The sequence below is a fragment of the Pseudomonas sp. Irchel 3H7 genome, from assembly GCF_900187605.1.
In the GTDB taxonomy this organism is placed as follows: Bacteria; Pseudomonadota; Gammaproteobacteria; order Pseudomonadales; family Pseudomonadaceae; genus Aquipseudomonas.
Window position 1 is genome coordinate 330612 of record NZ_FYEA01000001.1, and the last position, 13805, is coordinate 344416.

Genomic DNA, 13805 nt, shown 5'->3' on the forward strand with positions numbered 1-13805 from the left:
GTTTAGATGAATATTCTTTATGACGAACGCCTCGACGGCCCGTTGCCGCAGGTGAACAAGGCCGAATTCCTCAAGTCATTGCAGCAAACGCTGCCAGACCTCGACGTTTTGTGGCGCGAGGAGGAACTCAAACCCTACGAATGCGACGGCCTCTCCGCCTACCGCACCACGCCGATGCTGGTCGCCCTGCCCCGTCGACTCGAACAAGTGCAAACCCTGCTCAAACTCTGCCACCAGAAAAACGTCCCAGTGGTTGCCCGTGGTGCCGGCACCGGCTTGTCCGGCGGCGCCTTGCCGCTGGAGCAGGGCCTGCTGCTGGTGATGGCGCGCTTCAACAATATCCTGCACATCGACCCCGACGCGCGCACCGCGCGGGTTCAACCGGGGGTGCGCAATTTGGCGATTTCCCAGGCAGCCGCGCCTTTCGGTCTGTATTACGCGTCGGATCCATCTTCGCAAATTGCCTGTTCGATTGGCGGCAACGTCGCCGAAAACGCTGGCGGCGTGCATTGCCTCAAGTACGGATTGACCGTGCACAACCTGCTGAAAATCGAAGTGCTGACCATCGAAGGCGAACGCCTGACCCTCGGTTCGGACGCGCTCGATTCAGCCGGTTTCGATTTGCTCGCCTTGTTTACCGGTTCTGAAGGCCTGCTGGGGATCATCACCGAAGTCACGGTCAAGCTGCTGCCCAAACCGCAAGTCGCGAAAGTCCTGCTGGCCAGTTTCGATTCTGTGGAAAAGGCCGGCCGCGCGGTCGCCGAGATCATCGCGGCGGGGATCATTCCCGGCGGCCTGGAGATGATGGACAACCTCGCCATTCGCGCCGCTGAAGATTTCATTCACGCCGGTTACCCAGTCGACGCCGAGGCGATTCTGTTGTGCGAACTCGATGGCGTCGAAGCCGACGTTCACGACGATTGTCAGCGGGTGCGCGAGGTCATGACCGCGGCCGGCGCCACCGAAGTGCGTCAGGCCCGCGACGAAGCGGAACGCGTGCGCTTCTGGGCCGGACGCAAAAATGCTTTCCCGGCCATCGGCCGTTTGTCACCGGACTATTACTGCATGGACGGCACCATCCCGCGCCGCGAATTGCCCGGCGTCTTGCAAGGCATCGCGCGCCTCGCCGAAGAATACGGTTTGCGCGTGGCCAACGTGTTCCATGCCGGCGACGGCAACATGCACCCGCTGATTCTGTTCGACGCCAATCAACCCGGTGAACTGCACCGCGCCGAAGCCTTGGGCGGCAAGATCCTCGAACTGTGCGTGCAAGTTGGCGGCAGCATCACCGGTGAACACGGCGTCGGCCGCGAGAAAATCAACCAGATGTGCGCGCAGTTCAACAGCGACGAACTAAGTCTGTTCCACGCAGTAAAAGCCGCGTTCGACCCACAAGGCCTGCTCAATCCCGGCAAGAACATTCCGACCCTGCACCGCTGCGCCGAATTCGGCGCGATGCACATTCACGCCGGGCAATTGCCGTTCCCCGAACTGGAGCGTTTCTGATGGCCGATGTCGACGCCGCCAGCGCCCTGCTCGATCAGGTCAACGAAGCGCGGGCCAATGCCACGCCGCTGAAAATTCAGGGTGGCAACAGCAAAGCCTTTCTCGGCCGCGAGGTCGCCGGCGAGGTGCTCGACACCCGCGCCCATTGCGGCATCGTCCGTTACGAGCCGACCGAACTGGTGATCACGGCGCGCGCCGGCACGCCTCTGTCCGAGCTGCTGGCGGTGCTGGACGCTGCCGGACAAATGCTGCCGTGCGAGCCGCCGGCATTCGGCGAAGGCGCGACGGTTGGCGGCATGATCGCCACGGGGTTGTCCGGGCCTCGGCGGCCGTGGTCTGGCTCGGTGCGCGACTTTGTCCTCGGCACGCGGGTGATCACCGGCCTCGGTCAGCACCTGCGTTTCGGCGGCGAAGTGATGAAAAACGTCGCCGGTTATGACCTGTCGCGGCTGATGGCCGGCAGTTACGGCTGCCTCGGCGTGCTCACCGAAGTGTCGCTGAAAGTCCTGCCGAAACCACGGCAGTGCCTGAGCATTCGCCTCGACATGGACTGCTCGCGGGCGCTGACCAGGCTTGCCGAATGGGGTCAGCAACCGCTACCGATCAGTGCCGCTTGTCACGATGGCCAGAGCCTGTATCTGCGTTTGGAGGGCGGCGAAGGTTCGGTGACGGCGGCGCATCAACGCCTGGGTGGCGAGCCGCTGGACTCGCAGTTCTGGCGTGATCTGAATGAGCAGAGGCTGGCGTTTTTCGATGAGGGCCGGCCGCTGTGGCGCCTGTCACTGCCGAACAATCTCGGCCCGCTGGATCTGCCCGGCGAGCAGTTGATCGACTGGGCCGGCGCGCAACGCTGGCTGAAATCCGACGCGGAGCACATCCACATTCTCGCGCAGGAACTGGGCGGCCACGCTACCTGTTTCAGCCATGGCGCCAGCAATTCGCCGTTTCAGCCATTGCCCGCGACACTGCTGCGTTATCACCGACAACTCAAGGTGCAACTCGACCCGCAAGGGCTGTTCAACCCCGGGCAGATGTACGCGGAGTTCTAGCCATGCAAACCACCCTCAGCGAACAATCGCGACAACTGCCCCGTGCCGCCGAGGCGGAAAAGATTCTGCGCACCTGCGTGCACTGCGGTTTTTGCAACGCGACGTGTCCGACCTATCAATTGCTCGGTGATGAACTGGATGGCCCGCGCGGGCGCATCTACCTGATCAAACAAGTGCTCGAAGGCGCACCGGCGACGGCACAGACGCAACTGCATCTGGACCGCTGCCTGTCGTGCCGCAACTGCGAAACCACCTGCCCGTCCGGCGTCGACTATCACAACCTGCTCGACATTGGCCGCGCGGTGGTCGATCACGCGGTGCCACGTCCGGCGGCGCAACGTCTGTTGCGCGAGGGTTTGCGCGCATTGGCGCCGAATTCAGGGTTGTTCAAAGGCTTGTTGCGGGTGGGCACGACGTTTCGGCCGCTGTTGCCGCGTTTGCTTGAAAGCAAATTGCCGCAGCACTTGCGGGTTAACGGCTCGCGCCCTGCCCCTCGGCATGCCCGGCGGGTGTTGTTGCTTGAAGGCTGCGTACAACCGGGGTTGTCGCCAAATACCAATGACGCCACGGCGCGGGTGCTGGATCGCTTGGGCATCAGTGTCACCCCGGTGGCCGAGACCGGTTGTTGCGGCGCGTTGGACTATCACCTCGACGCGCAAGCCAAAGGCCTCGACCGCGCGCGGCAGAACATCGATGCCTGGTGGCCGCACCTGCAAAACGGTGCAGAAGCAATTGTGCAGACCGCCAGCGGTTGCGGCGCATTCATCAAGGATTACGCGCATTTGCTGGCAGACGATCCGCTGTATGCGGCCAAGGCCCGGGAAATCAGCGAGCGCACGCTGGATCTGGTGCAGGTACTCGCGCAGGAGCCGCTGGAACAGATCTGCGCCGCCACTGAACGGCGGATTGCCGTGCATTGCCCGTGCACGTTGCAGCACGCGTTGAAACTGGGCGGCGCGGTGGAAGCTGTGCTGACGCGCCTCGGTTTCAATCTTACCGCCGTGCCCGACGGCCATTTGTGCTGCGGCTCGGCGGGCACCTATTCGCTGACGCAACCGGTGCTGGCCCGACAACTGCGCGACAACCGCCTCAACGCGCTGGAGAGCGGCCGCCCTGAGCTGATCGTCACCTCCAACGTCGGCTGTCAGAGCCATCTGGCCAGCGCCGGACGCACGCGGGTGATGCACTGGATCGAACTGGTGGATCAGTCGTTGGCAGAATGAAGTTCGTAGGATTCTTCGTTTGCCCGCGTGCGAGAAGGCTGCGATCTTTTCCCTCATCCATTCCGTGACCGTGGCAGGAATTTTTTTCATGACCGTGCAGCCGTTCGTCAGCCCCGACCTGATCCGCCAACGCTTCTCCAAAGCGATGTCCGACATGTACCGCGAAGAAGTGCCGCTGTACGGCGCGCTGATGGAGTTGGTGGAGCAGACCAACCGCGAGGTGCTTGCACGTCAGCCGGACATCGCCCGCCAGCTCGACAGCACCGGCGAAATCCAACGGCTGGACATGGAGCGCCATGGCGCCATCCGCGTCGGCACCGCCACCGAACTGGCCACCCTCGCCCGCTTGTTTGCGGTGATGGGCATGCAACCGGTGGGTTATTACGACCTGACCCCGGCGGGCGTGCCGGTGCATTCCACGGCTTTTCGCGCAGTGCATGAGGACGCGCTGCAAGTCAGCCCGTTTCGAGTGTTTACGTCGTTGTTGCGCCTGGAGTTGATTGAAGATCCGCAGCTACGCGCCTTTGCCGAATCAGTGCTGGCCAAGCGTTCGATCTTTACCCCGGAGGCATTACGCTTGATCGCGCAGGCTGAAACCGCAGGCGGACTGAATGAAAGCGAGGCCGAGGCATTCGTCCTGCAGGCACTGGAAACCTTTCGCTGGCATCACAGCGCCACGGTTACTGCCGCGCAATACCAGACTTTAAGCGCCCAACACCGCTTGATCGCCGACGTGGTGGCGTTCAAAGGCCCGCACATCAACCACCTGACGCCGCGCACGCTGGACATCGATAGCGTGCAGGAACAGATGCCGGCCCATGGCATCACCCCAAAAGCCGTCATCGAAGGCCCGCCGCGCCGGCAGTGCCCGATCCTCTTGCGCCAGACCAGTTTCAAGGCGCTGGACGAGCCGATCGCCTTCACCGATCAGAACCAGACCCGTGGCAGTCACAGCGCGCGTTTCGGCGAAATCGAACAGCGCGGCGCGGCACTCACCCCCAAAGGCCGGGCGCTGTATGACCGCTTGCTGAATGCCGCGCGCGATGAACTCGGCGACTTCCCCAACGAGGGCAATGGCGCACGCTACAACGCGCTGATGGCTCAGCACTTTGGCGAATTTCCTGACAGTGTCGAAGGCATGCGTGAACAAGAGTTGGCGTACTTTCGCTATTTCGCCACGGAAAAAGGTCTGGCTGCTGGAGGACTTGGGCAGTCGTCTCTGGAGGACTTGTTACGCGATGGTTATGTGAAAGCGGAACCGTTGGTGTACGAAGATTTCCTGCCGGTGAGTGCGGCGGGGATTTTTCAGTCGAACCTTGGGGACGCGGCGCAGGCGCACTATGGCGAGCACTCCAATCGGCAGGCCTTCGAACAGGCTCTGGGGCGCGCAACCATTGATGAGTTGGGGTTGTATGCCGCGACGCAGCAGCGTTCGATCGAGGAATGCCTCACCCAATTCGCGCGTTGAAAAATCAAAAGATCGCAGCCTTCGGCAGCTCCTACAGTGGAAATGCATTCCAAATGTAGGAGCTGCCGAAGGCTGCGATCTTTTGATCTAAAAGTTTTAAGCAGCCGCCTCGACCAAATGATGGCGTGTGGCCATTGTGCGCAAGAAGTTGCGCACTTGTTTTGCAAAACCGACCGAAAAAACCTCTGAAAGCACCGTCGTACAAGGCCTGCAGCCAAGTGCGCAAGAAGTTGCGCAGTACTGCGCAACTTCTTGCGCACTTTTGCCTTGAGCGAGCGCTTTATTTCGCACAAGCGCCTGAAAAATCAGTCAAACACCCCGGCCCGTATGGCTGCCACAATTGTTGGCACGCTCCTTGATAACAGTCAGGCACCCACCGGGCGATTTCGCCTCCCGGGCACCTTAAATTATTCCGCAAGGAGAGCACCCCATGGCAACACCAGCGTACATGTCGGTTACCGGCGAAAAACAAGGCCTGATCACTGCAGGCGCTTTCACCGCTGACTCCGTAGGCAACACCTACCAGGAAGGCCACGAAGACCAGGTTATGGTTCAGGCTTTCAGCCACGACGTGATCATCCCGCGTGACCCACAATCCGGTCAGCCAACCGGTCAGCGCGTTCACAAGCCAGTTGTGATCACCAAGGTCTACGACAAAGCTTCGCCTCTGCTGCAAGCCGCTCTGACCTCCGGCGAGCGCATGAGCGAAATCGTTATCCAGTGGTTCCGTACTTCTGCTCAAGGCACCCAAGAGCACTACTACACCACCAAACTGGAAGACGCGATCATCGTCGCCATCAACAACAAAATGCACAACTGCCAGGATCCAGGCAACTCGCACTTCACCCACCTGGAAGAAGTGCAGTTCACCTACCGTAAAATCACCTGGACCCACGAAGTATCCGGTACTTCGGGTTCCGATGACTGGCGTGCTCCAGTCGTTTAATTACGGCTGATCGTTACAAGCATCGGCCAGCTCTGCTGGTCGATGTTGTTTACGCCCCTCCAGAATTTCGCGTACGTTGAGCCGCTTTGCGGTCGTCGACGAACGCCGCTGTACAGCACGAGGAACAAGGGATGTTCGCGCCGGCCAATGAAACCCACTTTGCCCTGACCATCGAAGGTCTTTCCGCCGATTTCCAGGTGTTTACCCTCACCGGTCGGGAAGCCATCAGCCAGCCTTTTGTCTTCGAGGTGGAGCTGGTCAGTGAGCAGCCGTCGCTGGACCTCGAAACCCTGCTGCACAAACCGGCCTTCCTGCAACTGTCGCCCGACGGCAGCGGCATCCACGGCCAGATCTACCGCGCCGCGCAAGGTGACTCGGGCAAACGCCTGACCCGTTATTCAGTGACCCTGCGTCCGCAATTGTCTTACCTCGCGCATCGCGTCAACCAACGCATCTTCCAGAACCTCACCGTACCGAAAATCATCGGCATGGTCCTCGAAGAGCACGGCATTCAAAGCAACGCCTACGAATTCAAGACTGGTTCGATCTATCCCGAGCGCATCTACTGCGTGCAGTACGATGAATCGGACCTGCATTTCATCCAGCGCCTGTGCGAGGAAGAAGGTATTCACTACCACTTCCAGCACACGGCGACGGCGCACAAACTGGTGTTCGGCGATGACCAGACGGTATTCCCGAAACTCAAGCCTGTGGCCTATCAGCAAGACTCCGGCATGGTCGCCAGCGACCCGGTGATCAAGCGTTTCGACCTGCGCCTGGAAACCCGCACCAGCCGCACCACCCGCCGCGATTACGACTTCGAAAAACCGCGCCTCACCCTCGAAAGCGAGAACCGTGGCGACGCCCTGCCCGACCTTGAAGATTACGACTACCCGGGCCGCTTCGTCGACCGCGAGCGCGGCAAACACCTGGCCAAACGCGCCCTCGAACGTCATCGCAGCGACTTCCAGTTGGCTGAAGGCAAGAGTGATCAACCGTTGCTGGTCAGCGGCCACTTCCTCGCCCTGACCGCGCACCCGAAAGCCAAATGGAATGACCTCTGGTTGCTGACCGAAGTCCTCCACGAAGGCAAGCAGCCGCAAGTGCTCGAAGAGTCGGTAACCAGCGACACCACTGCGCTGAAAGACGATTTCCATCAGGGCTACCGCAACCGCTTTCAGGCCACGCCGTGGGACGTGCCGAATCGCCCGCCCCTGCGCCACCCGAAACCGCGCATCCTCGGCAGCCAAAGTGCCGTGGTCACGGGCCCGAAAGGCGAAGAGATCCATTGCGACCAGTACGGCCGTGTCAAAGTGCAATTCCACTGGGACCGCGAAGGCCAGGCCGACGACAAGACCAGCTGCTGGCTGCGCGTCTCCAGCGCCTGGGCCGGCGCCCAGTACGGCGGCATCGCCATCCCGCGGATTGGCATGGAAGTGCTGGTCACCTTCCTTGAAGGCGATCCCGATCAACCGTTGATCAGCGGCTGCCTGTACCACAAGGAAAACACCGTCCCGTATGAGCTGCCGGCGAACAAGACCCGCAGCACCTTCAAGACCCTGAGTTCGATGGGTGGTGGCGGCTACAACGAACTGCGCATCGAAGACAAAAAAGGTCAGGAACAGATCTACCTGCACGCCCAGCGCGACTGGGACGAAAACATCGAGCACGACCAGAAAATCCGCGTCGGCAACGAACGCCACGACACCGTCGAAAAGAACAGCTACAGCGAGTTCAAGGCCGAAGAACACCACACCGTCTACGCCGACCGCAAAGTCGAAACCCGCGCCAACGACCACCTGACCGTCGGCGTCAATCAGCACATCAAGATCGGCACCGGCCAGTTCATCGACGCTGGGCAAGAAATCCACCTCAGCAGCGGCATGAAGGTGGTAATGGAAGCAGGCGCAGAGCTGACCCTGATCGGCGGCGGCAGCTTCATCAAGATCGACGCCGGCGGCGTGACCCTGAGCGGCCCGGTGATCAACATGAACTCCGGCGGCAGCCCCGGCAGCGGCACCGGCGCCGCCCCGCTGATGCCCGGAATCCTGAAACAGGCCGACGCCGACAAGGCCGGCCAGGTCCTGACCCCGGCCCAGATCAACACCCTCAAACGTAACGCGCCATTCTGCGAAGAATGCGAAAAATGCAAGGCAGGTGCCTGTGCCATCTGATCGAATTACGCCCAAGGACTGGCTGGCGCAACAGCCGTTGCAGACTGGCGAGCGTTTGTATCTGGTGATCAGTGCGGCGAGTGATTCCGACGCGCTGAAAAATCTCTACCTGACCGAACCCACCGCCCAGCTCCTACCGATCTGGGGCGGCACGCCCTACTCCACCTGGCAACCGGTGATGCCGTATGTCACCGAACTCAAAGCCAATTCCGCGTTCCTGCCGTGGATCGCTGAAACCGATGCCCTCGATTGGGGCTGGCTGGCGGTGTCGCGTTCCGAGCCGAATGAAGTGTTCGAGCATCTGCGCAGTCTGACGCAGGTGAAGATGCCGGACGGGACCGAGGTGTTTTTCCGGTTTTGGGATGGGCGGCATATCTATCCGATTCTGCAGGGGCTGGGGGAGAAGGCTGGGGAAGTGATGCCGATGTTTGAGCGGTATCTGATTAACGGGCAGTCGCTGGATGTTGGGACGCGGGTTGTGCCGAAGGTGAAGGATTGGCCATGGTGGGAGGTGCCGAAGCCGTTACTGGATGGCTTGACCAAGGAAAATCCGACGACGCTGATCAGCAACTTGATGCAGTGGCTGGAAGAAGACCGTCCGGACATTTACACCGCTTGGCCCGAAAACAACCTGAAGCTGAAAATCAGCCGTTTCGTGCGTCGTCCGGACGCACCGAAAAACCTTAAAGAAGCACTGTTAAATCACCTGATTCTGGAGCAAGGCTGATGGATCGCGTTGCCTTTGTTGACAACCAACTGAACACCTTCAAGGACAGTCTGAAGCTGTATCAGGAACAAACCAAAACCTGGTATGCGAGGGCTGCCGACAAGGCCAGTCGAGCCGCTGACTTGCCCTCCCTGCTGGGTATGGAGCGAGTGATCAAGGTTGGCGACACCAGCAAAGCGGTGAGCATGACTGACGGCAATTTCACCTCGAATGTGGCTCAGTGCCCGCTCAAGGGCCCGTTGCTTATCGAAAGTAAGTTCGAGTCGGTTTACGACATTCCGGTAGGCGATATCGAAGTCGAAATCGTCGCCGTGGAAGGTGGTGCAGTCAGCAAGGTCAAACTCGACGCGCAAGGCAAAGCCGCCTGGACAGGTGGTATTCCCGGCAAGTTCTACAAGATTCGCGTTCATAACGAAGTGACACCAGCGCAGATCGATGCGCTGTTCAGCTCCTACAGCGGCGTGACAGCTGACCTGGAAGGTTTTCTGCGTAAGGAGTGGGCAGGTTTCAAACCGCAATGGTCGAACCTTTCCACCTCGGGCACTGCAATGGCGATTGGTACCGGCATTCTTGAAGGTGGCTGGGAGGCCATCAAGGGTGTGTGGGATGGCATCAATCAGGTGCTCGACATCCTGCAGGACCCGGGCAAATTTGCGAAAGATCTTGGCGCCGGTGCGGATGAACTGATCAAAGTTGCCAAAAGCTCGCCGGACGTTATGAAAAAGGCCATGTTGCTGGCCAGTGACGAAGCTGCTTTGTTCCTGTTGGTACGCAGCGCCGTGATCTGGCTGGCGGGCTTGCCGCCGATGAAGATGGCGGGCGACATAGCGAAAACCACCACGGCAATGGTCGTCGGTATCGCCATCGATATCGTGATTGGTGTGGTATTGACCATCGCGGCTGAAGGTACCGGGGTTATCTACCTTGCCGCCCGTCTGAAGAAGTACGGTGAGCTTGTCCTCAACGCCGTCATCGGCTTTGTGAAGTCGCTGTTCAAGATCATCAATGGCTTTATGGAATACGTCGCGAAATACACCGCTGTTGCGGCGCGGGGTGTGACGGCCAAGGTGAGAAACGGAATCTCCGAGTTGCGTTTTGATGGGAAGAAAAACGCGAAACTTGCCGAAGGCAAAATAGCTGACGATGCCTCGAAGCAAGCCACGACTCCCGCTAATAAAAGCGCGGAGCCTGTGTCCTGCACGCGCGTCGACAAGTGCCCGGTTTCGATGGTGACCGGTGAAGAACTGTTGACGCTGACCGATGGTCAACTCGATGGCCTGCTGCCGTTTGAATGGACACGCCTCTATCGAACCAGCGCAGTGGAAATCGATTGCGGCCTAGGTTATGGCTGGAGCCACGCACTCGCGCATCGTGTCGAGATCGTTGGTGACGAAGTCATCTGGACCGACCACGAGAACCGCGCCACAGTTTTCCCACTTCCAAGCGAGCAACGTCCGGCCATCACCAACAGCCTTTCCCGTGCTGCCATTTTTCTCGGTGACGACCCATCGGAACTAGTTCTAGCACAAGCCGGCAAGCGACCATCGTTCTACCACTTCCGCTTTAACAGCAAAGGCGCCACCCTGATCGCCATCAGCGACAGCTATGGCAATCGACTGCACGTTACACGCGACATCCACGGTCGCATCAAACGCCTCGACAACGGCGCCGGTCGCGCCCTGCTTCTACGTTACGACCGCAAACACATTGTCGCGGTCGACTATCAGCAGTTCCTGCCCGCGGACAATCTGGAAGACGCCTGGAATACGGTGCAGACGCTGGTCACCTACTGCTATGACACCCAGCATCGTCTGATCGAGGCGAAGAACGCGGCCGGTGAAGCCGAACATTATCGCTACAACGAACAGCACGTCATTCTCGAGCGGCAACTGGCGGGCGGCGCTGCTTTCTACTGGGAGTGGGAGAACGAAGGCAAACTGTCTCGTTGCACACATCACTGGGCCAACTTCTCGCAGATGGAAGCGCACTACGCCTGGGATGACAAAGGCAGCGTGACTGTCACCAACGCCGACGGCAGCGAAGAGGTGTACACCCACGATGATCAGGCGCGACTGATCAGCAAGATCGACCCGGACGGTGCCGAGCATCTCAAGGCCTACAACGACAAAGGCCAATTGATCGCGGAAAAGGATCCGTTGGGTGCCGTCACCGAGTACCGCTACAACGACAACGGCTTGATGACTGCCGTTATCCCGCCGGAAGACGAAGCCACAACGTACGAATACATCAACGGCTTCGTGAGTGATGTTCATCGCGGCAAAGCCAGTTGGAAGTACCAACGCAACCGACAGGGCGATATCACCCAACAAATCGACCCGGACGGCAACGCCACGCTATACAGCTACGACGGCCAGGGGCGTCTGCTGGAGATTCGCCACCCGGACGGCAGCCGTCATCAACTCGGCTGGAACAAACTCGGCCAGTTGCTGGAAGAACGCCTGCCCGATGGCGGCCAGCGCAAGTATCGTTACGACGCACTGGGTCGGCAGATCACCCGCCAGGAAGAATCCGGCGCCATCACCCAATATCAATGGGACGCAGCCAATCGTCTTGCCCAAGTCACGCTACCGGGCGGTGCAACCCGTGCGTTTACCTATAACGCTTACGGTAATGTCACCGCTGAACGCGATGAACTCGGCCGCATCACCCGGTACGAATATGCCGAAAATCTGCATCTGGTCAGTCGCCGCATCAACCCCGACGGCAGTCAACTGCGCTATCGCTATGACAACTCGCGCCTGCTGCTGACTGAAATCGAAAACGAGCGCGGCGAGCAATACCACCTCGACTACTACGCAAACGGCCTGATCCAGCAGGAAACAGGCTTCGACGGTCGTCGCACGGCATACGAGTATGACCTCAACGGCCAACTGCTGAAGAAAACCGAATTCGGCGACGATGGCAGCGAACTGGTCACTGAGTATCAGCGCGATGCTGCTGGTCGGCTGCTGGTGAAAACCTTGGCCGATGGCGAAGAAATCCACTACAGCTACGACGCCCTCGGTCGCCTCGTAAACGTCGACGACGGTCATTGGCCGCTCGCCTATAAATACGACCTGCAAGACCGCCTCATCGAAGAACACCAAGGTTGGGGCACCCTGCGCTACGACTACGATAGCGTTGGTCAGCTCAAACACTGCCGCCTCCCTGACGGCAGCAAACTCGATTACCGTCACCAACCCGGCGGGCAACTGAGCAGCATCGACCTCAATGGCTCGCGCCTGACCTCTCACCAGTTCAGTGCTGGGCGCGAACAAAAACGTCAGCAAGGTTTGCTGCTCAGCCAATACCAGTACGACGAACAAGGCCGCCTGCAAGCCCACACTGTTGGCCAGCGAGACAAGAACCTGTTCCAGCGTCGTTATAATTACGATGCCAACGGCAACCTCGCTGGCATTGATGACAGCCGCAAAGGCAATCGCAGCTACCACTACGACCCGCTCGATCGACTCATCAGCGTGCGCGGTGCTACTCCGGAAAGCTTCGCCCATGACCCGGCGGGCAACCTGCTGGGCCAAAGCAATGAAGGCACCGCAAACCTCGCCAACGTCAAAGGCAACCGCCTGCTGATGCAAGGTGACCGCCATTATGACTATGACGCCTACGGCAATCTGATCCGCGAACGGCGTGGTACGGGTCAGAAACTGGTCACCGGATACCGCTACGACTGTCAGCACCGCCTCGTCGGCGTCAGCCTGCCGGGTGGCAGCACTGCAACCTACAAGTACGATGCCTTCGGTCGACGTATAGAAAAAACCGTCGACGGCCACATCACCGAATTCCTGTGGCAAGGCGAACGCCTGATTGCCGAAAGCGCCGAAAACCGTTACCGCAGCTACATCTACGAACCGGGCAGCTTCCGCCCATTGGCGATGCTCGATGGCGAAGGCCCACGTAAAGCAACACCGTTCTATTACCAACTCGACCACCTCGGCACACCGCAGGAGCTAACCGACTACAGCGGTGAAATCATGTGGTCGGCGAAGTACCGAGCCTACGGTAATCTCGCTGCGCTGGACGTCAGTGAGATCGATAACCCGTTGCGGTTCCAAGGTCAGTATTTCGATGCGGAGACAGGGTTACATTACAACCGGCACCGCTACTACAATCCGAGCAATGGCCGTTTTTTGACGCCGGATCCGATCAAGCTTGTGGGAGGATTGAACAACTACCAATACGTTACCAACCCAACTGGGTGGATTGACCCCTTAGGGCTAAACAACTGCCCTGGCGTCACCATGCATAAAGGCGTGCCCATCAGTAATGATGCTCGAGGTCACCTCGAAAGAGCCGATGGCTATAGCTCCAAGTCTGGCGTTAAAGGAGCTCATAACCGAGATGAATTCCTCCAAGCAGCCACTGACAATAAATTACATATCCTTTCAGAGACGCAAAGTCCCAGCACCCCTGGTCTTTCGGAAATTACCTATGGGCGAGACTCTCTGGACAGAACGGGTAAGGTTGATGGTATTAAGGAGTTTGGTAATCCGAAAACAGTCTACGACCCGAGTGTAATATCTACTGACCAGATGTTCGAGGCGGGAAAAGAGGCCGCTGCCTCAGGTTACAGCGAAGCGAAAGCCAGTGGAAAGCGGGTATATAGTGCGTACCATAATGGTATAAAATTTCGAATTTATCTGGACGAGACGCTAACAACCGTCACAAACTTCCACCCTTCCATGAAGTGATGA

At 59.3% G+C, this 13805-nt stretch carries 8 protein-coding genes; all 8 read left to right on the forward strand.

The genetic code is table 11. From position 1 onward, the window contains the following. Positions 1 to 6 precede the first annotated feature (6 nt). The 8 genes from glcD to CKW38_RS30305 all read left to right on the forward strand — a co-directional run bounded on the left by glcD (position 7) and on the right by CKW38_RS30305 (position 13802). On the forward strand, positions 7 to 1506 hold the full coding sequence (gene glcD / locus CKW38_RS01530) for a glycolate oxidase subunit GlcD (RefSeq protein ID WP_095111597.1): 1500 nt from the start codon (positions 7 to 9) through the stop codon (positions 1504 to 1506). Beyond that, the gene (gene glcE / locus CKW38_RS01535; RefSeq protein WP_095111598.1) at positions 1506 to 2555 is read left to right on the forward strand and encodes a glycolate oxidase subunit GlcE; all 1050 of its coding nucleotides are present in this window, start codon (positions 1506 to 1508) and stop codon (positions 2553 to 2555) included. Before glcD ends, glcE begins: the two co-directional genes overlap by 1 nt. Before the next feature lie 2 nt (positions 2556 to 2557). Beyond that, positions 2558 to 3778, forward strand: a complete 1221-nt coding sequence (gene glcF, locus CKW38_RS01540) for a glycolate oxidase subunit GlcF (RefSeq protein WP_095111599.1) — start codon at positions 2558 to 2560, stop codon at positions 3776 to 3778. A gap of 88 nt (positions 3779 to 3866) precedes the next feature. Continuing rightward, the gene (locus CKW38_RS01545) at positions 3867 to 5246 is read left to right on the forward strand and encodes a VOC family protein (protein WP_095111600.1); all 1380 of its coding nucleotides are present in this window, start codon (positions 3867 to 3869) and stop codon (positions 5244 to 5246) included. 430 nt (positions 5247 to 5676) lie between these two features. Next, positions 5677 to 6192 carry an Hcp family type VI secretion system effector gene (locus CKW38_RS01550; protein WP_007919523.1) on the forward strand — a complete coding sequence of 172 codons (516 nt, stop codon included), beginning with the start codon at positions 5677 to 5679 and terminating at the stop codon, positions 6190 to 6192. A 131-nt stretch (positions 6193 to 6323) separates the two neighbouring features. Next, on the forward strand, positions 6324 to 8366 hold the full coding sequence (gene tssI, locus CKW38_RS01555; protein WP_095111601.1) for a type VI secretion system tip protein TssI/VgrG: 2043 nt from the start codon (positions 6324 to 6326) through the stop codon (positions 8364 to 8366). After that, entirely contained in the window at positions 8356 to 9093 is a 738-nt protein-coding gene (locus CKW38_RS01560) for a DUF4123 domain-containing protein (protein ID WP_095111602.1), read from the forward strand. The genes tssI and CKW38_RS01560 overlap by 11 nt, the downstream gene beginning before the upstream one ends. Continuing rightward, the gene (locus CKW38_RS30305) at positions 9093 to 13802 is read left to right on the forward strand and encodes an RHS repeat-associated core domain-containing protein (RefSeq protein ID WP_095111603.1); all 4710 of its coding nucleotides are present in this window, start codon (positions 9093 to 9095) and stop codon (positions 13800 to 13802) included. Before CKW38_RS01560 ends, CKW38_RS30305 begins: the two co-directional genes overlap by 1 nt. The last annotated feature ends 3 nt before the right edge of the window (positions 13803 to 13805 follow it).

Bases quoted from the DNA above. Each gene is read 5' to 3' on its own strand.
- glcD (WP_095111597.1), top strand. From the start codon at position 7: ATGAATATTCTTTATGACGAACGCCTCGACGGCCCGTTGCCGCAGGTG.
- glcE (WP_095111598.1), top strand. From the start codon at position 1,506: ATGGCCGATGTCGACGCCGCCAGCGCCCTGCTCGATCAGGTCAACGAA.
- glcF (WP_095111599.1), top strand. From the start codon at position 2,558: ATGCAAACCACCCTCAGCGAACAATCGCGACAACTGCCCCGTGCCGCC.
- CKW38_RS01545 (WP_095111600.1), top strand. From the start codon at position 3,867: ATGACCGTGCAGCCGTTCGTCAGCCCCGACCTGATCCGCCAACGCTTC.
- CKW38_RS01550 (WP_007919523.1), top strand. From the start codon at position 5,677: ATGGCAACACCAGCGTACATGTCGGTTACCGGCGAAAAACAAGGCCTG.
- tssI (WP_095111601.1), top strand. From the start codon at position 6,324: ATGTTCGCGCCGGCCAATGAAACCCACTTTGCCCTGACCATCGAAGGT.
- CKW38_RS30305 (WP_095111603.1), top strand. From the start codon at position 9,093: ATGGATCGCGTTGCCTTTGTTGACAACCAACTGAACACCTTCAAGGAC.